We start from the raw sequence: 21,028 nt of genomic DNA, 5'->3' as shown, positions 1-21,028 counted from the left end.
TTGGGATGACGTCATCTAGAAGTCCAGAACTGCGTGGGCATCGCGCGTCCGCCCCGCCGAGCCTCTTGAACCCGAGCCATCCAGCGTTTGATCAGCCACATTTCGATCAGCTCGGGGCGGGTTTGGGCAGTGGTTGCCCACGAACTGAGCAGTTGGTTGTAACGGTGGTACCTGCGAAGTGTCAAACCGCTGACCGCTGGATCTTCCAGCCAGCCTTCGTGAATCACGGTCGAGGCACCGAATTGGTCGATCAACTGGGTACGGCTATCTGCCTCTGAGACCTCAGCGGCCCACATGAATGCAGCAAGGAGAGAAACTCCTACACCAGGCGTCACGGGTCGCCCTGACCAGGTGCCGCGGTGGATGGCTGGCAACGTGCGAGTTTTCAAGCAGTCATCGAGGATGGACTTGATCGCCTGCAACGGATCGTCGCCCTTCGTCGCTGGCGCGCCGAATACGTCGGGAAATCTGCGTTTGAAGCGGCGGTCCCGGTGAGCGCTTTGCCACGCCGCGCAGAGAAATAGCAGTCCGAGACCGTCGTGGGTCGCGCTGACGAGTTCGCTGCCAAGGCGAAGGTCATTTCGCTGCACGGTTGCCAGTCCCGCGGTGACGATTTTTCCGTCGTCATTTCGACCGCGGAGCTGAATCTCATGCCCGGAATCACGCAGGTGGGAGTTCCACCAGTCGAGGTCGACGCTGGCTCCGTCGTCGAGGATGTGCAGATCGTAAGTTCTTGCCTGGCACCAGTGAACGCATGCCTCTGGCTGTTCGAATCCAGCGTCTTCGATCGGTATGTGGCGATCCCGGCACGTTTCGCGACCGTAGCGGTATAGCCGCGCTCGCACTTCGCTCAATTGTACGAACGGGCGTTCGTCGTCGAAGGCTTCCGGCGTCCCGCGGAGCGACGACAAACGTCAGCGGGCGTGCATCTCCGCAATCGCAGAGATGCACGCACGCAATACTAGCCGTGGGTTATTGCTTACTTGCTGGGCGTCGAGGTGACGGCCCTGATGCTGAGCTCGCCGTCTGCGTCATCGCCGCAATCGCAGTCACAATCGTCGCCGCAGCCACCGGTGTTGCATTCGCCGGCGTAGCTGTCGTCATCCGTGTCGCAGTCGAGGGCTCCGCCGAAGGATTCAGCGAAATCGTCGTCGAGTTCGTGAGTGAAGTCGTGAACCTCGTCGATCAAGTTCAGCAGATGCTGCGGGGCGAAGGGATCGGCGTCGAGCATCGTGGAGACCAGCAGGTGGTCGCCGCTGAAAGCGAAGCGCAGGCGCGGCCATTCCTGCGCGAGTTCGATCAACCGGGTTGCGGCATGCGAGGGATTGCCGAGGCCCGTCAGGACCGAGGACCAGACGTTGATCTGAGGGCCGTCATCCGCAACTGTCACGTAGACGACAAACCCGTGAACCGGCACGACGATGTCGCCGTCGTCATCGGTGGCAGGCTCACTGCCCAGTAGTTCGGCGAGGGTCTGGACGCACAGGCGAACCAACTCGTCGCGCTCGTCCGTCACCAAGGCAATTGCGCCGTTGATGTGGAGGGGCTGGTCGGCGGTCGTGTCTTGGTCGCTCATGGATCCTCATGTTCTGTGCCAGTCCGAGCAGGCGCTGGGCACTGTTTTCGTGCGGTAGCTGTCAGGTCTACGGTAATCGGCGCACACTATTGTCCGCGCAGTGGATGATCAAAGATGCCTGGGTAGGTCCGTGTTGATCTGGACTTGACAGCCGACCAGCGACAAGATGCGAGCCCCGACAAATCGGGCCACCTTGTGGCAGTGAGTATCTCGGCTGTCGGTAGGTAGATCTAGCCTCCATACATGACGGGTCAGCGAGTTCGGCGAGCTTCACATCTGCGTTTGGTACCTGCATATCAAGCGGCGCAAAGCCAGATGAAGGTCCTTACGCCGAGGCAGATGCGGAATCAGCGTCGACGGCCGGAGGTGGCGAACTTTGTCATGCGGATCGAACTCGATTGCATCACGCCGCCTATTTGGAGACGGTTTTCGGTCCCGTCGAATATCGAACTGGACCAACTTCATTCGATTGTGCAGGCGGTGATGGGGTGGGGAGATCAACACGCTCATCAGTGGGTGAGTGTCCATCATTCAACGGACAATGGCCCAGATCGGTATATCGCGCCAGAGGTGATCGAGCGCGACGGATACCAGGAAGACGAGTTTGGTGAGGACGAAGTCCGGATCGACGAGGCAGTTACCGCGGTCGGGGAGTACGTCCGTTATGAGTACAACGCCCGCGCAAGGTGGAGTCACACGTTGGTTCTCGAGCAGATTGTCGAAGACCAGCCGATTTCTGAGCCATCCTGTCTCGACGGCGAGAGAGCGTGCCCGCCGGAGGATTCTGGCGGTCCGATCGGGTATCGCGAGTTCCTGAACGTGCAGGCGAGTACCGGACTGTTCGATCCCGAACGTTTTGTTCCCGCAGAGTCCAATGCAGCAGTCACCATGGCAGTGGCATTGCATAAATCACCGCCCGTGGAAAGCTCGCTGTTCGAGAATTTCTTGCGCCGCCTGTCGGTTCATTCCGCGCCGAAACTGTTTGCCGCAGTTGCCAAATCGGAGCTTCGTGGCGGATATGACAACTATTTCGAGGTGATGCGTGAGGGAGCAACCTGCCAACTGCTGTGGCTGCTGAACTCCGCGCGAGGTGGTGGGATTGTTTTGACGGCGTCCGGGGCACTTCCTCCGGACCATGTTGCGGCCGCCCGAGACGAACTCGATTGGGGCAGCGACTGGATCGGTGTCACGGCAGGGAGTGACTCGCAATTAGCAGTACTCGTTGAAGTCGCAAAGACACTGAGATTTGTCCGGAAACTCCGAGGCACATTGCTTCTGACTCGACTCGGCGCGTCAGTGCTTGCATATGAAGGCGAGCTGTGGCGTCACATCGTGTCGGCCATGCCGTTGGGAAAGGGTGAGATGGCGCAGGAAGCCGGCCGAATTCTGTTCCTTACGTTGGCTGCCGGCTTGTCGGAGTCCGAACGTAGTGAAGTGATGATCGAAGGCCTCACGGCATTGGGTTGGTCGACAACAGACGGAACACGACTCGGGGACGACGATTGGACGTGGATGGTGCGAGACACTCTCGTGTACCTGCGAATGATCGGGGCGATTGTCTCCAATCCGCTGGACCAGCATGTTTCCGCCGATCCCGAGTGGGGCCGACGGTTTGCCAGGATGGTCCTGTCGAAGTAGCTGAGCGATCGAATCGAGCATCGATTTCAATCGATGCGGAGTTGTTATATGCGCTGGAAGCGCACGATTTTACTGCGGCGGAAACATGAATATTTTCGGGTGGGAAAATATCGGAGTTTTTGTTCGAAATTGCCATTATGCTATGGTCGATTCTCAGTTGTTGAATTGCGTGGTCGAGCCAAAAGCTTGCGCAGAAGATTTATTTTGTGGAGGTTGGGTTTCCGAAAAGACGAAGTGCGTGTTGCTAGTCAATTGAATATGTGACCGGTGTTGGTATGGCGGTCGCTCCTAGGGCGTGCAGAAACGAAGCGCAAAGATCCTGAACAGGGGTTTTGCGCTTTGCTCTGCCGATTATGTGCGAAGGATGTGGCATGTGACGGGGTCCGACATGGTCCAGTTCAGTACCTTGGTAATTGTTTCACTGCTTGTTGCTTTTTATGGTGGAACATTTCTGATTTCTCTTCGTATTGGTAAGAAACAGGAAAATGCCGACGGTATTATGACCGCCGGAAACAAATTAGGATTTGGTGTTTCGGCCGCGAGCATGACGGCCACCTGGATTTGGGCGTCGTCGATGTACGCATCTGCCACTTCTGGCTACACCTACGGAATCTCCGGCCCCATTCACTACGGTTTGTGGGGCGCGTTGATGATTCTCTTCATTTATCCGTTCGGCCAGCGAATTCGCAAAGTAGCGCCGAAAGCCCACACCCTGGCTGAGGTCATGTACGCGCGGCACGGACGCTCGAGTCAGCTGATGCTCGCGGGCTCCAATATCGTCGGCAGTCTCATCAGTTTGATGTCGAACTTCCTCGCTGGTGGTCTGCTGATCGCGTTGCTTTCGCCGTTCAACTTCATCCAGGGTGTGTTCATCGTTGCGCTGGGCGTTTTGCTGTACACGTTGTGGTCGGGCTTCCGCGCTTCGGTGTTGACCGACTTCGTTCAGCTGATCGGAATGCTCGGTGCGGTAGCGGTTTTGGTGCCGTTCATCTTCTTTGCGGCAGGGTTCCCGGCAGCCTTCGAATCCGGGGCAGGCAACCTTACTGCTGAGCAGGGCAACTTCTTCTCGAGCGTTGCCTTCTTCGAGCAGGGCGCGCCGTACATCGCGGCAGTTCTTGCCTACGCAATCGGCAACCAGACCATTGCCCAACGTCTGTTCGCGGTCCGCGAAGACCTGATCAAGCCCACCTTCATCACCGCAACCGTCGGATACGGCGCAACGGTCATTGGTGTCGGAATGCTGGGTGTTCTCGCTCTGTACCTCGGAATCGAGCCGATGGATGGTGACGTCAACAACCTGATTCCGCAGATGGCCGCGTCGTACCTGCCCGGAATTTTGCTGGCCGTCTTCTTTGTCATGATCATCGGCGCGCTGTCATCGACGGCAGACTCGGACCTTGCTGCGCTCTCGTCCATCGTGATGACCGACGTTTACGGCCAAGCCGTCGCAGGCAAGGCCAATGCGAACCCTCGACGGATGCTGCTCATCGGCCGAGTAACGATGATAGTTGCCACGGCGGCGGCTATCTCCTTGGCAAGTCTGCAACTGAGCATTCTTGATCTGTTGGTGTTCGTCGGCGCGCTGTGGGGCGCGCTGGTGTTCCCGGTTATCGCGAGCTTCTATTGGGGAAAGGTCACCAACAAGGCCTTCACTGTGTCGGTTCTGGTGGCGCTTGCCGCCTTCTTGCCCGTCCGATTCAGTTGGGTGCCGATGGATGGGATGTTCGGGCTCTTCTCCGACATCGTTGCCGTTATCGGTATCGGAGTGGTGCTGGGACTCATGGTATTTGGATTCTTCGGTCTGAAGGTTGCGCAGATCGTCGGTGGCCTGGCGATCGTGCTGTCCGCGCCGTTCGCGATCGGCTTCCTGCACGATTACCCAACGCTCAGCGGATCTTTGGTGGCCTATGCCGTCAGTACCGTCGTGTGCTTTGCGATGTCCGTCAATCAGCGTGAGACGTTCGATTTCGAACTGATCAAGCAGCGGACGGGAGACTTCGACGATGACGAGCTTCCTGCCGTGGGAGCGTCCGGAAAGTAACCGTCGAGACAAGTGGAAGGAATACGAATGAGTACAGCTCTACTGACCATTTATGTTCTGATCTGGCCGGCGTTGGTCTTGGTCGTGCTGGGAGTCATCAGCAAGGGATTCTTCAAGGATTGGGCAACTGCTCGCCGCAACGGTGAGGATCTGGTCTAACTTTTCACGCCGCCACCGACGGACTTCTTGTCGGTGGCGGCGGTCATATTGCGTCGGACACTGGGGGCAGCGTTATAGTTGCCCAGTGCAACACGACGGAGCAATGGCGCTCACCGGTCCACCAGCCGTTCATGACGAGCTGGTGCACCTGACGCGGCAGTTGATGACGGGGGATCGGCATTCCGATGACCACCCGTCGATCGCCCAGCATTCGTTCCTCTCCTTCATCGGCCGCAATGACGGATGCAAGGCCACGGAGATCTCCGAAGTCTTCGGCGTCAACCGCTCGACCATCTCGCGCCAAGTGCGCGGGTGCATCGAGGCAGGCTGGGTATATGCCGATCCGGGATCCGTTCGTCAGGGCAATCCGCTGCACCTGACGGAGGCGGGCCGCAAATACCTCGACGCCGCCGACGCGCGTCGGCTCGACCAAGTCGCCGGCAGGCTGCACGATTGGACCGAGTCCGAGGTCGCAGACTTCGCCCGCGCACTCCACCGCTTCAGAATCAGCATCGAATCGCAGACCAACGGAGATGACACCCTGTGAGTGAGTACAGCGCCAAAGCCCAGTTCACCATCTCCGACAACGAGTCTGTGGTGCACACCGTCTTCACTCACGCCGAGCGCACGCCAGATCTGACGGTGTTCTCCCGCCCCAAGGGCGAGGGTTGGGTAGATGTAACGGCTAAAGAGTTCGCCGAGCAGGTCACCGGCGTCGCAAACGGTCTCATTGCAGCCGGGGTGCAGGCAGGCGACCGCGTCGCACTGCTCTCCGCGACCCGATACGAGTGGACACTCTTCGACTTCGCTATCTGGGCAGCCGGCGCCGCTACCGTCCCGATCTACGACTCGTCGTCTCAGGGCCAGGTCAGCTGGATCCTCGAAGACTCCGAGGCCGTCATCGCGATTGTCGAAACCGGCGCGCACGAGCAGCTGTTCCAGGACGCGCCAAGCTCTCTCAAGGCCGTCATGCAGATCGACGACGGAGCAGTCGAAAAGCTGACCGCACAGGGCGCCGACGTTGACGACACCGAGCTGAAGAAGCGACTCGCGGGCATCAAGGCCGACGATCTGGCGTCGCTCGTCTACACCTCCGGCACGACAGGCCGTCCCAAGGGATGCATCCTCACGCACCGCAACTTCCTGTCCGAGGTGCGCGGGATTCTGACGGCATCGATCGGCAAGGTGGCGGTTCCGGGAAACCGAGTCCTGACCTTCCTACCGCTCGCTCACGTACTGGCTCGCGCGGTGTCCCTTGCGACGTTCGAAGCTGGTGCTTCGCAGGCGCACTGGTCCGACTTTGCCACCATTACAACTCAATTCGAGCGGTACAAGCCCAACACCATCCTCGGTGTTCCGCGTGTCTTCGAAAAAGTTCGCGACGGCGCAGCACGTAAGGCGGAGTCCGGTGGAAAGATTCCCGGCGCGATCTTCGCCTTCGCCGAAGCCACCGCAAAGGAGTACAGCCAAGCGCTCGACAAGGGCGGTCCCTCGCTGATCTTGAAGGCGAAGCACGCAGTGGCAGACAAACTCGTGTATTCGAAGCTTCGTGAGGCTCTCGGCGGCGAGTGCTGGTTCGCGATCTCCGGCGGCGGCGCCCTCACTCCTGAACTGGGGCACTTCTTCCGTGGGCTCGGAGTTCCGATCTACGAGGGCTACGGTCTCACCGAAACCACTGCGGCGCACTGCGTCAACGTCCCAGGTGCTCAGAAGATCGGAACCGTCGGACAGCCCATGGGCGGCAACGGGGTTCGCATCGCCGAGGACGGCGAGATCGAACTCAACGGCGGGGTTGTCTTCAAGGGCTACTGGAAGAACGACAAGGCCACCGAAGAGACGTTCGTCAACGGCTGGATGCGCACCGGGGATCTCGGTGAACTCGACAGCGACGGTTACCTTTCCATCACCGGACGCAAGAAGGATCTTCTGGTGACGGCGGGCGGCAAGAACGTCTCGCCCGGCCCGATGGAAGACCGTATTCGTTCGCATTCCGTCGTCTCGCAGGCAGTTGTCGTCGGCGACGGGAAGACCTACATCACGGCGCTGTTGACCGTCGACCCTGAGGTGTTCGAGAAGTGGAAGTCGGAGAACGGCAAGCCTTCCGGCGCCACCGTCGCTGAGCTGCGCGATGACAAGGACCTTCGCGCGGAGCTTCAGAAGGCCGTCGACGACGCCAATGCCGCTGTCTCGCATGCGGAGTCGATCAAGAAGTTCGTCATTCTCGATCGCGATCTGACCGAGGAAGACGGTGAGATGACAGCGACGCTCAAGATCAAGCGCAATGTCGTCGTCGATCGGTTCTCGAAGGAGATCGAAGGAATGTACGCGAAGAGCTAGGCGCGTTTGGGGAACTGCTCGCGGTAAGCCATCACGTCGTCGAGGCGGAACCTGCGGTGGGTGCCGCGTAGTTCGATCGGGAGTTTCCCGGCGTCGGCGAGTTTGCGTACATACGTGTCCGAAACGCCGAGGATCTCTGCTGCCTGCGAGGTGGTGAGGAGTTCTGCGACGGGCCCGAGGGCGACGCTGTCGCCGGCAGCGAGGTAGGTCAGGAGCTGCACGACGGCGTCGCCGACCGATGGCGGAATCTCGATGCTCACGCCGTCGAACACCAGCGTGGTCGTGTCCGTCGAGGTTGCGGCTCTCTCGGCCAGGGCCGTTTTGATTCGCTCGGCAGCGTCGCCGTCGACTGCGGAAACGATGTGGTCGATGCTCACGCGGTATATCTCCGATCGAAGGCAGTGTTTCGCAAGCATAGACAGCGACAGTGTCCGTCGGCACGCTGGCTAGCGCCGTGTGCGTTGCATTACATGAGTGCCGTGAGTGGAAAACTATTTACCCACGTAGATCGGAATTCGAAGGTTTTGGCGCCCAAAGATATTCGACTCGACGCATATGTAACTCACCAAATTTGGTGTACCCGCAAGTAACATCCTGAGCGTGGCTAGACGATCGGTAACGGTGAGATTCGACGTAGAGGAACTGAGGGCCCTAGAGACCCTCCAAGAGCTCACGGGCGCGGACATTTCCAGCGTCATACGTGAAGCTGTGATCGAACATGCTCGTCGATGTGTTGTGCAGGGAAAGCCCCGCGACATCACCGAGCGACGCAAATCGCTGACCTTGCAGGAAGCCTTCGCCAAGTACTCCGCGTTGTGCACCGACGAGGAGCGGGAAGCGTCGTAGCGCTCTGTCGATGCGGCGGTGACTGGTTGAGTTCACAGTGATTCTGACTGTGGCGCTGGGTAGTTCGTTCGAGGAATATTGCGGCAACAGAAGTGTTGCGTAGACCTCTGACAGGAGCTGGCCAGTGACGGACGTCCTCGAACTCTCCACCGATGTATTGGTGATCGGTGGTGGCCCCGCCGGCGCATGGGCAGCGTTGCGTGCGGCCAAGGCCGGTGCAGACGTCGTCCTGGTCGACAAGGGATACTGCGGAACGAGTGGCGCGACGGCCCCATCCGGAACGGGTGTTTGGTACGTCGAGCCGGATTTGACAGCCCGTGAGCTAGCCAAGGCCGGGCGCGAGGCGCTCGGCGGATATCTGGCCGACCACCATTGGATGGACCGCGTCCTCGAGCAGACCTACTCCAACATGGATCTCCTCGCGGTGGAGGGCAGATATCCGTTCCCCGTCGACCCCACCACGGGCAAGCAGATACGCACCGGCTTGCAGGGACCTGAGTACATGCGGCGGATGCGCACCTGGATTCGTCGAGCCGGTGTGCGAATCCTCGATCATTCGCCGGCACTCGAGTTATTGGTGGACGGTGCCGGCCGAGTTCGCGGAGTCGCCGGATACCAGCGTCACGAACACCAGGACTACCGCGTCTCGGCAGGCGCGGTAGTGGTCGCCAGCGGAGGTTGTGCGTTTCTGTCCGGTGCGCTGGGCACCAACGTCGATACCGGTGACGGTGCATTGATGGCAGCCGAAGTCGGAGCCGAGTTCTCCGGCATGGAGTTCTCGAACGCGTACGGGATTGCGGCGGCCGGATCGACGATCACCAAGACGGCTTACTACGCGTACGCGACGTTCTTTCACGCAGACGGAAGCGTGCTCGAAGGTGCCGGTTCGGCGAAGGGGAGGTCCGTCATCGCCAGCACGTTGCGGAACGAGCCGGTCTTCGCGCAGATCGATCGGGCCGACGCTGAGGTGCAGCGTCGAATGAGGCTGGGGCAACCCAACTTCTTCCTGCAATTCGATCGCCGCGGAATCGATCCCTTCACCGACAAATTCGAGGTCGGCATGCTCGCTGAAGGCACGGTGCGCGGCACTGGGGGAATCAACGTCGTCGACGACGATTGCGCGTCATCCGTTCCAGGACTGTTTGCCGCCGGGGACGCTGCGACCCGCGAGCGAATCTGCGGAGGGTTTACCGGCGGGGGAAGTCACAACGCCGCGTGGGCGATGTCTTCTGGTTCGTGGGCGGGAACCGGTGCTGCGCGCTATGCGCTGTCGGTCGGACGTGGGTCTACCAGTGGTCTTCGCGGAGCCGGAACCGTCGGGTTGAGTAATCCGGTACGAACCGGGTTTGCTGCCGACGATGTGGTGAAAGCTGCTCAGGCGCAGCTGATTCCCTTCGACAAGAACTACCTCCGCAGCGGTGATCGAGTATCCGCAGCGCTCGGTGAGCTCGAATCGCTGTGGGGTGCAGTGAGTGCGGATCTGGGCGCGGATCCAGCAGGTCGGATGGCGGCGCGGCAGGCTGCCGCGATCACGGCCGTCGGTCGCTGGATGTACCACTCGACGTTGGCGCGGACCGAGACTCGGGGAATGAGCAAGCGTGACGATTATCCCGAACTCGATGGAACGCAGCATCATCACGTTCTCACCGGAGGTTTGGATTCGGTGTGGACCCGAACGTCGGAACCTGTCGGGTCTGCATTGGTGGCGTCATGATCGAGCTGGTTTCTGCGCCTGACTGCATCGGCTGCGACAAGTGCGTAGACGTCTGTCCCACAGATGTTTTCGACCGGACGCCGTCGGGTGTCCCGGTGATTGCGCGCCAATCGGATTGCCAGACCTGCTTCATGTGCGAGGCATATTGCCCGACGGATGCGCTGTATGTGCATCCGCAATCCACACCATTGGAAACGGCCGATGTGATCGAGGACGATCACATCGGCCGCTACCGAGAGAAGATCGGATGGGGCAAGGGGCGGGCACCTGGGTCGCTGACTGCGGTGGGCCCGGAGGTGCCCCGTCCGGTCACGACCTGACGAGAATCTTGACTGCAGTGTCGTTGTGCTCGATCAGAGTGGTGAATCCTTCGGAGATCAATTCTTCGAGCTGAATACGACCGGTGATGAATGGCGCCAGATCGACGACACCGTCCTGGACCATCTTGATGACCGCTTCATGGTCGCGTACGTACGCGATGGTTCCGCGTAGGTCGATTTCCTTGAGGACCAGCTTCTGCATGTCGATGGTCGCGGGTTTGCCCCAAATCGACACGTTGACAACAACTCCAGCAGGCCTGACCGTGTCGAGCATGGTGTCGAGGACCGCGTTGACGCCTGCGCACTCGAAGCCGATGTCTGCGCCGATGCCTCCGCTGAGTTCGAGGACGCGCGCTTTGACGTCTTCGGTGGTGGGATCGATGACGTAGTCGGCCACGCCACTGGAGAGGGCCTTGGCCTTGCGGGCTTCGCTGAGTTCAGTGACGATCGTCGTGACACCCAGACCCTTGAGGACTGCCGCAACGAGGAGTCCGATTGGTCCGGCTCCGCCCACGATGGCGACGTTGCCGCTTTCGGCACCACTGCGTACGACTGCGTGATGGGCGACGCTCAACGGTTCGATGAGAGCTGCCTCATCGAGCGGGATGTTGCCGATCTTGTGGATCCAGCGACGGTCGACGACGACCTTCTCACTGAGCCCGCCACCACCGCCGGCCAAGCCGATGAACCCCATCTTCGTACACAGGTGGTAGTTGCCCGCCTTGCACGGGGCGCACTCGTTGCAGACGAAGTACGGCTCGACGACAACATTTTCACCGACCTCGACGTCCGTGACACCTTCGCCGACCTCTTCGACGGTGCCGGAGAACTCGTGGCCCATCGTGACCGGCGCATTCTCGTGTGAGAGTGGATGCGGGTGGCCCGGTGCGGAGATGAAGATCGGTCCCTCGAGGTACTCGTGGAGATCGGTGCCGCAGATTCCGCACCATGCGACCTTCAGCTTGACTGTTCCTGGCCGCAATTCGGGCTCAGGGATCTCTTCGATCCGGATGTCTTTCTGCCCGTGGAACCGTGCTGCCTTCATTGATCCGCACCTCACTTCGTTGTGAATCCCCTGGTAGATCGACGCTAGGCCGATTATCGGCGTGGGTGAAGGGTTGCAACGGAATGCAATGGGGTGGAACCGATCGGTGCTGGCGAGCGTCCAATACTGTGAGCGGGCCGCGAATGAGGGGGAGTGCTGTGGGAGTGAGGGTTGCAGTGGTCCTGGTCGCGGCCGCGCTGTTGGTTGGGGGTTGTTCCTCGACGGTTGAGGGGCATGCGGTTCGCCCAGATGGAGCTGACGGACTCTTCGATCCATGTTCGGCGATCCCGGACGAAGTGATCTCAGGTCTCGGCGCAGACGTCGCGAGTGAAGAGACCGGCATCCTCGGCGTCCGTCAGGGGGAATTTGAGATATGCACCTGGATGTCTGATTGGTATCAGCTCGGAGTGTGGTCGACATTCCACACGCTCGACGATGTTCGTCGAAATCCCAACGACACAGATATTCGGGATGCGCCAGCTGTCGGGGCGGGAGCAATAACATTTCGCGAGCGCAGAGATGTGGACGGGAATCTGTGCATGGTCGCGATCCCCGTTCAGCAGGGTGCGATATTCGTTCGGATTGATGCTCTCTTTGGTGAGACTCACAAGGAAGAACTATGCGAATTGGCGACTCGTCAAGCAGTTGTGCTTCGTCCGCACTTACCGAACTGAAACTGGCATTGAATCGACGACCGAGGAGGTTCGATGAGCGACATTAGCGATGTGTTTTTCCTTGACGCTGGAATCGCTGCCCGTCTGCATGATGCGTGTGACGTGCTGCGTGCGGAACTGCAAGCGATGATTGTCAAAGCGATCGAGTTGGGGACGATCGACGCCTTCGGCACGCTCGTGTCTGGACAAGCGCTCCAGACCAAATTCGAGCAGAAGGCTGTGGGTGGGCCGGACGCCCTACTCGACGTACTTAAAAGCCACGTCGAAGCTGTCAAGTCGATGCAAGCTCAGTTTCAAGCCTGCATCGACAACGCATTGGAACAGGAGTCGTCGAACGTATCGACTTTGAGGTCGATCGACCAACCGAACTGAGTCAGTGGATGTGTTGCTGCCAATCGGCTGGGACACGACCCTTAGGCCCCGGCGTCGGCTGATCTACGGGATGTGAAGTGGGCGCGGCCAATTCTGGTCCATCGTATGCCTCGTTGGTTTCGAAGCTCCAGAACCAATCCTCACCGGGTTCGTAGCTCTGCATGAACGGATGCTTCGTCGAGGCCGCATGCTTGCTCGCGTGCTGTGACGGTGAGGAGTCGCAACACCCCACGTGACCGCATTGCGCGCATCGACGCAGGTGCACCCACCAACCGCCGCTCGCATCGCATTCGACGCATCCCGCGCCACTGGGCGGCACGCTCGGATCGATCCCCGCTGGAAGTCCGTCGGTCATGGTCCACCCTCTCGCTGACTGAAGTCGGTCATTTCATCGTGCGCTTTGCCTACCGGCCGTGCAAGGGCGACTAGTCGTCGCGCGTATCCCGCGGTGGGCCCGCGATGGGCAGCAAAACTCTGAACCGGGTGTTACCGGGCTCAGACGTGACCCGAAGCTCACCACGATGCTTGCCGACCACAATTCGCCACGAAATATCAAGGCCGAGACCGGTTCCCTCACCGACAGGCTTAGTCGTGAAGAAGGGTTCGAAGATCCTGTCGATGACGTCATCGGGAATCCCGGCGCCGGTGTCGCAGATCTCGATGCACACGCGGTCGCCATCGCGGCTTGTCCGAACGGTGAGTGTTCCCGATCCGTCCATGGCAGACACCGCATTGTCGATCAGGTTGGTCCACACCTGATTGAGTTCGGCGGCGTAGGCGTCGATCGGAGGCAACGCAAGGTCGTACTCCTTGACGACTTCGATTCCGCTTCCGATCTTTTGCCCCAACATGATCAACGTGCTGTCGAGCAATTCGTGGACATCGATGGTCTGGAAGGGAGCGCGATCCATCTGTGAATACTGTTTGGCCGCACCGACGAGCGTCGAGATCCTCGTTGTGGAGTCGGCGATCTCGTTCATCAGGAGTTCGGATTCGATGGTGTAATTCAGCCAGCGAATTGCGCCTTCGAGTACGGACTCGTCTACGGCTGCAGCAACGTTCTCGAGCCAAGCGGTGTCGAGACCAGCCTGCACGAAGGTCGGAGCCAGATCCCAACCCTCTCGAATCGAATGATCCTCGAACCATTCACCCAACGAATCCTCTCGATCCGAGGCTTCGAGGGGAGTGAGCGTCGGCGCCTTGGCGACAACCTCTGCAACTTCCTCTTGAAGCCGCATGAGAGTGACGAGGGCATCGCGGTCGTAGGTGCCCGACGCGACCATTCCCAGTTTGTGACGCATGCCTGCGACACGCTCGCGCAAAGAGGCTGTCGCTCGAACCGCCGCGGCTGCAGGGTTATTGAGCTCGTGAGTCAACCCGGCCGAAAGTGATCCGAGTGCAAGGAGTCGCTCTCGCTGATCGATGATCTGCTGAGTGTTCTTCTTGCCGAAGAAAACACCTTCGAGTAGATGAACCGCCATTGGAAACCACTCGCGCATCGCGTTGCCGAACTTGTCGGCGTCCAGGACGAAAAACGTCGAAGGAGTCGTCACTCGCATCGACCCCGCGTAGACCTGCGGTACACGATCGCCGAGATACGCCGTCCAGCCTCCCGAGTAGACGCCGCGCTGGGTGGTCCTGTTGATCTCGATGTCTTCGCCGCCCGACAGCTTGGACAGCACCACCTCGCCCTCGATGAGGACGTAGAAGCAGGTGGCAGGCTCACCTTCGAGGTAGACCTGACCTCGATCGATCTCGGTGATATGGCCTGCCTGGCACAGTGATTCGAGCTGATCGTCGGTGAGCTTCTCGAACAGAAACAGGGTGCGAAGCAAGTCTGGGCTGCATTCAGGAATGGACATCGAATCTCCCTATTGTTGAGCGAGATAGCGGTGGACGAACATCACGGCCATCGCGCCCTCTCCGACGGCCGACGCGACGCGCTTGGCCGATTCGGCGTGTACGTCCCCGGCGACAAATACTCCGGGGACACTGGTTTCGAGATGATGTGGTGCGCGGTCGAGCGGCCACCCGTCCGGGGTGACGCCTTCGGACGGAAGGTCCGGGCCGGCAAGAACGAAGCCATTTCCGTCGCGGACCACCACGTCTCCGAGCCAGTCGGTCAGGGGAGCGGCACCGATGAAGATGAACAACCACTGAGCATCGACAGTGTCTTCTTCTCCGGTGGCTCTGTTACGCAGTGTGATTCGTTCGAGGTGATCGTCACCCTCAGCGCCGACTACCTCCGTGCACGTGCGCACGGTGATCTTCGGATTCTTTTCGATCTGCTGAATCAGGTAGTAGGACATCGATGCTTCGAGCGAGTTGCCGCGAATGAGAATGGTGACGGACCTAGCTCCGCGGGAGAGGTAGACCGCAGCTTGGCCTGCCGAATTGGCGCCGCCGACTATGTACACATCCTGCTCGCTGCACCGTGCAGCTTCGGTGACGGCCGATCCGTAGTAGACCCCTCGGCCGGTGTAGGTATCGAGCCCCGGCGCCGACAGTTGGCGATAGGAAACACCGGTCGCCAAGATGACCGAATGGGCGTCGACCGACGAACCGTCGTCGAAACGCACTGTGCGGGCCGAGCCGTTGATTTCCAATCCGGTGACGTCTCGCGCGGTGATGACCTCGGCGCCGAACTTGGTTGCCTGGCGTCTTGCGCGATCAGCCAACTGTGCGCCGGAAACTCCGTCGGGGAAGCCGAGGTAGTTCTCGATTCGTGAACTCTGGCCGGCCTGACCGCCGGTCGCTCGCCGTTCGATGAGGACCGTCCGAAGTCCCTCCGAAGCGCCGTACAGAGCAGCGCCTAGACCCGCAGGGCCGCCGCCGATGACAACGAGATCGTAAAAGTCTTCGGAGAGAGTAGTACTCAACCCGAGTTTGTCGGCAAGTTCGGCGTCAGTGGGCTCGACGAGGACATCCCCATTGGATGCGATGACGACGGGAAGCCGCAGTTCGTCGGTACCGGCAGCCGAGAGCAGTCGTTGGCCTTCAGGCTCGTCCGACATGTACCAGCGATAGGCAAGTTGGTTGCGTGCCAAGAATTCTCGGACGTCGGAGGATCGCTCGGACCAACGATGGCCGATCACCTTGGTTTCCTCGGCGGGGTGATGGCTCGAGCTTGCCCAGGCATCGAGCAGCGCATCGATGACGGGGTACAGCTTCTCTTCCGGCGGATCCCAAGGCTTGAGGAGGTAGTGGTCGAGGTCGACTACGTTGATGGCGTCGATCGCAGCATCAGTATCGGCGTAGGCGGTCAGTAGAACGCGCCGAGCTACGGGATACAGGTCCATTGCCTGTTCGAGGAACTCGATCCCACTCAAACCGGGCATGCGGTAATCGGCGACGATCACAGCGACTGCATCGCCGCGAAGTTTCATTTCACGCAAGGTTTCGAGAGCCTGGTCGCCGGACTCCGCACGAATGATTCGGTACTTCTCTCCGTACCGTTTGCGAAGGTCTCGAACGACGGCACGCGAAACACCAGGATCGTCGTCGACGCTGAGGATCGCTGGTTTGGCCGGGGCTTTCGGTGCGCTCACTCGGTGCCTTCCCGAAGTCGTAGTCAACCTCTCCAGTATGCGACTGCTGAGCTGAGCGTCAATCGCTGAAGATGCGCTCTGAGTGAACCAGCGAACCTGAACTGGGAATTTCGTGATTGCGGGAACCGATCGAGCCTCCGGTGCATCCAATACAGTGGGTCCACATCAACAGGGGGTGTCATGCGGGGGTCGGTGGGGGTTGGGCGACTGCTCATGGCTGGGGTGTTGGTGTGGGCTGCGGCAGGATGCAGCTCAGTCGTGGAGGGGGCGGCTGAGCCTGCATCCGGCCAAGAGGGATTGTTCGATCCGTGCAAGGACATTCCGGACTCGGTGTTGGAAGAAGTGGGGCTTGATCCGGCTACCGAGGAAGTTGATATCGCGGGAGTTGAGCAGCCTGGATGGAGAATTTGCTCATGGACGGGAACGTGGTTCTTCGTGTCAGTTCTCTCCAACCGATACACCCAGATTGAAGTGACCCGAAACCCGGAATATGCGGAGTTTGTTGAAATGACTATTGGCGATCGCGCGGGTATCCGGTTCCAGCGAGGAAGCGATGCAGCAGCCGATGGGTGCTACGTGGCTTTTGCGGCAACGCAGGGTTCGGTGTGGGTAAATGTCGAAGCAAAGGCCGGGGTCACGCACCAAGAGTCGGCGTGTGAATTGGTTGCAGACGTCGCAGAACACCTCGACGGGAACCTCCCGCGGTGAGCACGGCGAGGGGGCTTGTGATTGTCGAGCCCGATGTTGCGAAACCGATTGTATGTGCTTGTAATTCGTTGCTCGACGAGCTGCGAGCGATGGTGCTCATGTGTGAGCGAATCGGAGACGTGAAGGGGATGGGAACACTCAAGTCTGGGCAGGACCTCGCCGCGAAGTTCTCCAAGAAGGCCGTCGGCGGTGAAGATTCGTTGGAGAAGTCATTGAACAGCCACATCCAAGTGGTCACCGAGATGCGGGACTTCTTCCAGCAATGCGTCGACCGCTATGGCGAAGTCGACGACTCGAATGCCTCTGCACTGGTGAGCGTCGAGACCCCTCGATAGGCACAAAAAATCTCGCTGAGCCGATGGCATTCGACTCAGCGAGACTTGGGTAACGACTAGTTGGTGGGCAGGGCCTTCAACGACTTGACGGTGGCGTCGACCGCGCGCGCAGCCTCGGCGCCCTTCTTCACGAAATGCGTGCTGAAGTAGTCGACGTGCTCGGCGTGCTCGTGGAAGTGATGCGGCGTCAAGACCACCGAGAAAACCGGAACGTCGGTGTCGAGCTGCACGCGCATCAGACCGTCGATGACAGCCGTCGCCACGAAGTCATGCCGGTAGATACCGCCGTCGACGACCAGACCTGCGGCAACGATCGCCTGGTAGCGGCCGGTCTTGGCCAACCGCCGGGCGTGCAGGGGGATCTCGAAAGCTCCCGGTACCTCGAAGAAATCAACCGTGTCCTTGGGGTAGCCGAGCTCGACTATCGCGTCGGTGAATCCGTCGCGTGCACGGTCGACGATGTTGCGATGCCACGTCGCCTGAATGAACGCGATGCGCTGTCCCTGGATCTCACTCATAACCATGAAACTAGCGCACTGGGAAGCATCGACGCGACCACCCGTCCTAGTCCTGCTGACGGGGGAAGGCGGTCGAACGACCCCAGCCGGCGTCATTGGTGAGGTGCTCGAGGAGAGGCTGAATTCGATACGGAAGGGGATTGGTCAGAGCGATGGTCGTGGTCGAATGCGTGACGCCTGGAAGTGACACGATCTGCTCGGCCAACTTCTGCAGCGCCGCGTGCGTCGAGGTGGCGACGCGAACGAGCAAATCCTCGCGACCGGTCGTGGCGTGAATTTCGATCACCTCGGGCAACTCGGTCAGACTCCGAGCGACTGCGCTGATCTTGCCCTGCTCGAGTTCCAGACCGACAAATGCCTGAATCGGGATACCGACCTCGGGGAGATTGAGATTCGGCCGAAACCCGGTGAGAAGTCCGTTGGATTCCATGCGCTTCATTCGCGACTGGACGGTGTTGCGGGCGACGCCCAACGAGTTGGCCAACTCGGCCACACTCATCCTCGAGTCCTTGCTGAGCAGTCCGAGCAACTGGACGTCGAGCTTGTCGATGCTGAGCACTTTGTGAACCTCTCCTCAGTGATATGGGTCACTGGATGATCGAATTGACTAGTTCAAGAGATTTGCATTGACCAAATCGTAGCTCAGGCAGAGCATTGGTTCCACGAATTGCTCAGCGGGATTCTCTTTGGGTTATTTGTCCCCAATAGTACCCAACGGCCATTTCGTCCCAATGTTTCGACTGCACCCCGTTTATCCTTCGGAAAGGTCTATCCCACAATGACTCTCACCGCCGAGCCCGTGAACTCCGTTGTTTCCCATGACGACACTGCGGGCGTGTTTGATCGCGCCGACTACCTGCGCGATTACCCCCACGAGCAGGTGAGCTTCTTCCAGGATCCCGCGAGCGGCCTCAAGGCCATCGTCGCCATCCACTCCACGACGCTCGGTCCCGCGCTCGGCGGAACGCGCTTCTACCCGTACTCCGACGAATCTGCCGCAGTCACAGACGTTTTGCGCCTCTCGCGCGGCATGACCTACAAGGCTGCGGTTGCCGGCGTCGACCTCGGCGGCGGCAAGGCCGTCATCATCGGCGACCCCGCAACGGCCAAGACCGACGAATTGCTCGGCGCCTACGCAAAATTCGTCCAGACCCTCGGCGGCCGCTACATCACCGCTGGTGACGTCGGAACCAACTCCAACGATCTCGACATCATCGGTCGTAACACCGACTTCGTCGTCGGCCGCAACGCTACGGTTGGCGGTTCCGGCGACAGCGCTCCGATGACGGCCCTCGGCGTATTCCAGTCGATGCGCGCCGCGGCACAGTCGCATTGGGGCACTCCGTCGCTCGCAGGCAAGACTGTTGGTGTCGAGGGCACAGGCAAGGTCGGCTACGAGCTGATCAAGCTCCTCCTCGCAGACGGCGCAACCGTTCTCGCGACTGACGTCAACGCCGCAGCGCTCGACCGTGTCAAGGCTGACTTCCCGCAGGTGAGCATCGTCGACAGCATCATCGACGCCGATCTGGACGTCTACGCACCGTGCGCGATGGGCGCAACCCTCACCGACACGACCGCACGCTCGATCAAGGCCGAGGTTGTCTGCGGCGCTGCCAACAACCAGCTCACCGTGCCCGAGGTCGAGAACATTCTCCGCGACCGCGGCATCACCTGGACCCCCGATTACGTCGCCAACGGCGGCGGCCTCATCCAGGTTGCCGGCGAGCTGAAGGGCAACTCGGCCGAAGAGGTCAAGCTCAAGGTCGAGAAGATCTTCGACACGGTCACCGAGATCTTCGCGAAGTCGAAGAAGGACGGAATCCTCGCCGGCGAGGCTGCTGACGCGGTCGCCGAGGCTCGGATCGCCGAGGCAGCTCGCGTCGCCAAGGGCTGACATCCCTCTCGCAGTCATGTAGCGCGGCCGGTCCCGACTAGTGTGGACACCAGACGAGCAGATTTTGCAGATCTGGACCACATCAGCCGGTAGACCGGCCGCTATGCGTCGGACGCCGGAAGGGCTTACATGACTGAACAATTCGCAGTGTGGACCGAGAACGACGCCGAGCAATCGGCCCGTTGGGGTTCGACGAGCAACGCCCCGGCGCCCAAGCGCATCGTCGTCGCCGACGACACGATGAAGGCCGACGACGCCTATCGCTTGGCATGCGAAGGCACGGCGTTGTTGTGGCGCGGAGATTTTCAGAACGCTCGCCAACTGTCGAAGGCCGTCGCGTCGCGCATCGACCGCAAGCCGCGCCGAGCGTCCGACGACCCAGCCAAAGCCTTCCATCTCCACCGGCAGACCCAAGGACGCCGCGCGCAGATCCTCGGCATGCTGCTCATTCCCTTGGATGCAGATCTGTCGATTCCACTCCGGCGAGCCCCGGACGCGCAAGTCGCGTTGACCGAAGCTTTCGGGATTACCGGTGAGCCTTCGGTTCGCTCGTTGCGTGACATCCTCGGCGCGATCGGCGCTCACGAGTGGCACCGCAAAGGTGTTTTCATCGAGGCTCTCGACGCACGAGTGCATCCCGCCTTCGGAGTGTTCTCACCCGTCCGCGGGGAGTATGTCGATCTTGTCGCGTCTGCGCCACTGCCGTCGACGGAATCGGCTTTCGACATCGGCACCGGCACCGGCGTTCTTGCTGCCGTACTGGCGCAGCGCGGTGTCAAGGCAGTGACGGCCACCGACCAGGACCCCCGGGCACTGCAATGCGCTCGTAGCAACCTCTCGCGGCTTGGCTACGGCGATCAGGTGACCGTGGTGGAAGCAGACCTCTTTCCCGAAGGCACCGCTCCGTTGGTGGTCTGCAATCCTCCCTGGATTCCGGCCAAGGCCACCTCGCCCATCGAATACGCCGTCTACGACCCCGCTGGAGCGATGCTGAAGGGCTTCCTGACTGGTGTCGCAGCGCATCTGGACGACGGGGGAGAAGCGTGGCTGATCCTCTCGGACATTGCCGAACACCTCGGTCTCCGAACGCGATCCGAACTACACGACCTGATTGCGGCCGGTGGACTCACTGTTGTCGATCGCATGGACGTCAAACCGACGCACGCAAAGGTCAGTGACCGAACCGATGCGCTTCACGCCGCCCGGGCACGAGAGACGACCTCGCTCTGGCGGCTTCGCCGTCGCTGAATTCATTCTCAGTCAGCGGTATTTCCTTGCCATGAAATGGTAATGAACGAGTAAC

The 21,028-nt window shown here is 60.3% G+C and carries 23 protein-coding genes; 14 read left to right on the top strand and 9 right to left on the bottom strand.

Features of this window, described 5'->3' with window-relative positions; genetic code table 11:
• Positions 1-11 precede the first annotated feature (11 nt).
• Together BH682_RS19530 and BH682_RS19525 are read right to left on the bottom strand one after the other, a co-directional pair.
• Positions 12-845, bottom strand: coding sequence for an 8-oxoguanine DNA glycosylase OGG fold protein (locus tag BH682_RS19530; protein ID WP_442971962.1), 834 nt, complete (start codon positions 843-845; stop codon positions 12-14).
• Positions 846-979: 134 nt separating this feature from the next.
• The gene (locus BH682_RS19525) at positions 980-1,576 is read right to left on the bottom strand and encodes a T3SS (YopN, CesT) and YbjN peptide-binding chaperone 1 (RefSeq protein ID WP_075833821.1); all 597 of its coding nucleotides are present in this window, start codon (positions 1,574-1,576) and stop codon (positions 980-982) included.
• 339 nt (positions 1,577-1,915) lie between these two features.
• Between BH682_RS19525 and BH682_RS19520 the strand changes: the two genes are divergently transcribed.
• The 5 genes from BH682_RS19520 to BH682_RS19505 all read left to right on the top strand — a co-directional run bounded on the left by BH682_RS19520 (position 1,916) and on the right by BH682_RS19505 (position 7,751).
• A complete protein-coding gene (locus BH682_RS19520; RefSeq protein WP_332328461.1) occupies positions 1,916-3,214 on the top strand; it encodes a plasmid pRiA4b ORF-3 family protein in 1,299 nt (432 codons plus the stop codon).
• Between the two features lie 388 nt (positions 3,215-3,602).
• Positions 3,603-5,255 carry a sodium:solute symporter family transporter gene (locus BH682_RS19515; RefSeq protein ID WP_190287645.1) on the top strand — a complete coding sequence of 551 codons (1,653 nt, stop codon included), beginning with the start codon at positions 3,603-3,605 and terminating at the stop codon, positions 5,253-5,255.
• 27 nt (positions 5,256-5,282) lie between these two features.
• Positions 5,283-5,414: a putative transporter small subunit gene (locus BH682_RS36755; protein ID WP_003941363.1), complete on the top strand. Its 132-nt coding sequence runs from the start codon at positions 5,283-5,285 to the stop codon at positions 5,412-5,414.
• A gap of 85 nt (positions 5,415-5,499) precedes the next feature.
• The gene (locus tag BH682_RS19510) at positions 5,500-5,961 is read left to right on the top strand and encodes a MarR family winged helix-turn-helix transcriptional regulator (RefSeq protein WP_003941330.1); all 462 of its coding nucleotides are present in this window, start codon (positions 5,500-5,502) and stop codon (positions 5,959-5,961) included.
• Positions 5,958-7,751 carry an AMP-dependent synthetase/ligase gene (locus tag BH682_RS19505; RefSeq protein WP_075833815.1) on the top strand — a complete coding sequence of 598 codons (1,794 nt, stop codon included), beginning with the start codon at positions 5,958-5,960 and terminating at the stop codon, positions 7,749-7,751. The genes BH682_RS19510 and BH682_RS19505 overlap by 4 nt, the downstream gene beginning before the upstream one ends.
• Here BH682_RS19505 and BH682_RS19500 read toward each other — a convergent pair.
• Positions 7,748-8,128 (bottom strand): helix-turn-helix domain-containing protein, encoded by a 381-nt coding sequence (locus tag BH682_RS19500; protein WP_003941392.1) that lies wholly within the window; start codon positions 8,126-8,128, stop codon positions 7,748-7,750. The two genes, BH682_RS19505 and BH682_RS19500, sit on opposite strands and share 4 nt — an antisense overlap.
• A gap of 223 nt (positions 8,129-8,351) precedes the next feature.
• Here BH682_RS19500 and BH682_RS19495 point away from each other — a divergent pair, with 223 nt between their 5' ends.
• The 3 genes from BH682_RS19495 to BH682_RS19485 all read left to right on the top strand — a co-directional run bounded on the left by BH682_RS19495 (position 8,352) and on the right by BH682_RS19485 (position 10,631).
• Positions 8,352-8,597: a hypothetical protein gene (locus BH682_RS19495; RefSeq protein ID WP_223257939.1), complete on the top strand. Its 246-nt coding sequence runs from the start codon at positions 8,352-8,354 to the stop codon at positions 8,595-8,597.
• Between the two features lie 124 nt (positions 8,598-8,721).
• The gene (locus BH682_RS19490) at positions 8,722-10,311 is read left to right on the top strand and encodes an FAD-dependent oxidoreductase (protein WP_075833813.1); all 1,590 of its coding nucleotides are present in this window, start codon (positions 8,722-8,724) and stop codon (positions 10,309-10,311) included.
• Positions 10,308-10,631, top strand: a complete 324-nt coding sequence (locus tag BH682_RS19485) for a 4Fe-4S dicluster domain-containing protein (protein ID WP_007726052.1) — start codon at positions 10,308-10,310, stop codon at positions 10,629-10,631. Before BH682_RS19490 ends, BH682_RS19485 begins: the two co-directional genes overlap by 4 nt.
• On the opposite strand, the gene BH682_RS19480 is transcribed toward BH682_RS19485, so the two are convergent.
• Positions 10,621-11,676: a 2,3-butanediol dehydrogenase gene (locus BH682_RS19480; protein WP_003941279.1), complete on the bottom strand. Its 1,056-nt coding sequence runs from the start codon at positions 11,674-11,676 to the stop codon at positions 10,621-10,623. The two genes, BH682_RS19485 and BH682_RS19480, sit on opposite strands and share 11 nt — an antisense overlap.
• 83 nt (positions 11,677-11,759) lie before the next feature.
• Here BH682_RS19480 and BH682_RS37320 point away from each other — a divergent pair, with 83 nt between their 5' ends.
• Together BH682_RS37320 and BH682_RS19470 are read left to right on the top strand one after the other, a co-directional pair.
• The gene (locus BH682_RS37320; RefSeq protein ID WP_083954693.1) at positions 11,760-12,350 is read left to right on the top strand and encodes a DUF3558 domain-containing protein; all 591 of its coding nucleotides are present in this window, start codon (positions 11,760-11,762) and stop codon (positions 12,348-12,350) included.
• 33 nt (positions 12,351-12,383) lie between these two features.
• Positions 12,384-12,722: a hypothetical protein gene (locus BH682_RS19470; protein WP_075833811.1), complete on the top strand. Its 339-nt coding sequence runs from the start codon at positions 12,384-12,386 to the stop codon at positions 12,720-12,722.
• Between the two features lies 1 nt (position 12,723).
• On the opposite strand, the gene BH682_RS19465 is transcribed toward BH682_RS19470, so the two are convergent.
• The 3 genes from BH682_RS19465 to BH682_RS19455 form a co-directional block, all read right to left on the bottom strand.
• Positions 12,724-13,077 carry a UBP-type zinc finger domain-containing protein gene (locus BH682_RS19465; RefSeq protein WP_003941317.1) on the bottom strand — a complete coding sequence of 118 codons (354 nt, stop codon included), beginning with the start codon at positions 13,075-13,077 and terminating at the stop codon, positions 12,724-12,726.
• 70 nt (positions 13,078-13,147) lie between these two features.
• On the bottom strand, positions 13,148-14,584 hold the full coding sequence (locus BH682_RS19460) for an ATP-binding protein (protein ID WP_003941311.1): 1,437 nt from the start codon (positions 14,582-14,584) through the stop codon (positions 13,148-13,150).
• A gap of 9 nt (positions 14,585-14,593) precedes the next feature.
• A complete protein-coding gene (locus BH682_RS19455) occupies positions 14,594-16,270 on the bottom strand; it encodes an FAD-dependent oxidoreductase (RefSeq protein ID WP_019749255.1) in 1,677 nt (558 codons plus the stop codon).
• A 180-nt stretch (positions 16,271-16,450) separates the two neighbouring features.
• Between BH682_RS19455 and BH682_RS19450 the strand changes: the two genes are divergently transcribed.
• On the top strand, positions 16,451-16,978 hold the full coding sequence (locus BH682_RS19450) for a DUF3558 domain-containing protein (RefSeq protein WP_308190172.1): 528 nt from the start codon (positions 16,451-16,453) through the stop codon (positions 16,976-16,978).
• 128 nt (positions 16,979-17,106) lie between these two features.
• Positions 17,107-17,313: a hypothetical protein gene (locus BH682_RS19445; protein ID WP_223304606.1), complete on the top strand. Its 207-nt coding sequence runs from the start codon at positions 17,107-17,109 to the stop codon at positions 17,311-17,313.
• 56 nt (positions 17,314-17,369) lie between these two features.
• On the opposite strand, the gene BH682_RS19440 is transcribed toward BH682_RS19445, so the two are convergent.
• Both BH682_RS19440 and BH682_RS19435 read right to left on the bottom strand, forming a co-directional pair.
• The gene (locus BH682_RS19440) at positions 17,370-17,831 is read right to left on the bottom strand and encodes a 6,7-dimethyl-8-ribityllumazine synthase (RefSeq protein ID WP_007726074.1); all 462 of its coding nucleotides are present in this window, start codon (positions 17,829-17,831) and stop codon (positions 17,370-17,372) included.
• 46 nt (positions 17,832-17,877) lie between these two features.
• Positions 17,878-18,390 carry an Lrp/AsnC family transcriptional regulator gene (locus BH682_RS19435; RefSeq protein ID WP_003941343.1) on the bottom strand — a complete coding sequence of 171 codons (513 nt, stop codon included), beginning with the start codon at positions 18,388-18,390 and terminating at the stop codon, positions 17,878-17,880.
• Between the two features lie 219 nt (positions 18,391-18,609).
• Here BH682_RS19435 and BH682_RS19430 point away from each other — a divergent pair, with 219 nt between their 5' ends.
• Positions 18,610-19,725 (top strand): Glu/Leu/Phe/Val family dehydrogenase, encoded by a 1,116-nt coding sequence (locus BH682_RS19430; protein WP_003941274.1) that lies wholly within the window; start codon positions 18,610-18,612, stop codon positions 19,723-19,725.
• A 129-nt stretch (positions 19,726-19,854) separates the two neighbouring features.
• On the top strand, positions 19,855-20,973 hold the full coding sequence (locus tag BH682_RS19425; protein ID WP_003941398.1) for a methyltransferase: 1,119 nt from the start codon (positions 19,855-19,857) through the stop codon (positions 20,971-20,973).
• Positions 20,974-21,028 lie beyond the last annotated feature (55 nt).

Origin of the sequence: Rhodococcus sp. YL-1, from assembly GCF_001942025.1 — a bacterium.
Taxonomy (GTDB): Bacteria; Actinomycetota; Actinomycetes; order Mycobacteriales; family Mycobacteriaceae; genus Rhodococcus_F; species Rhodococcus_F qingshengii.
This window is presented reverse-complemented; position numbering and strand designations above follow the sequence as displayed.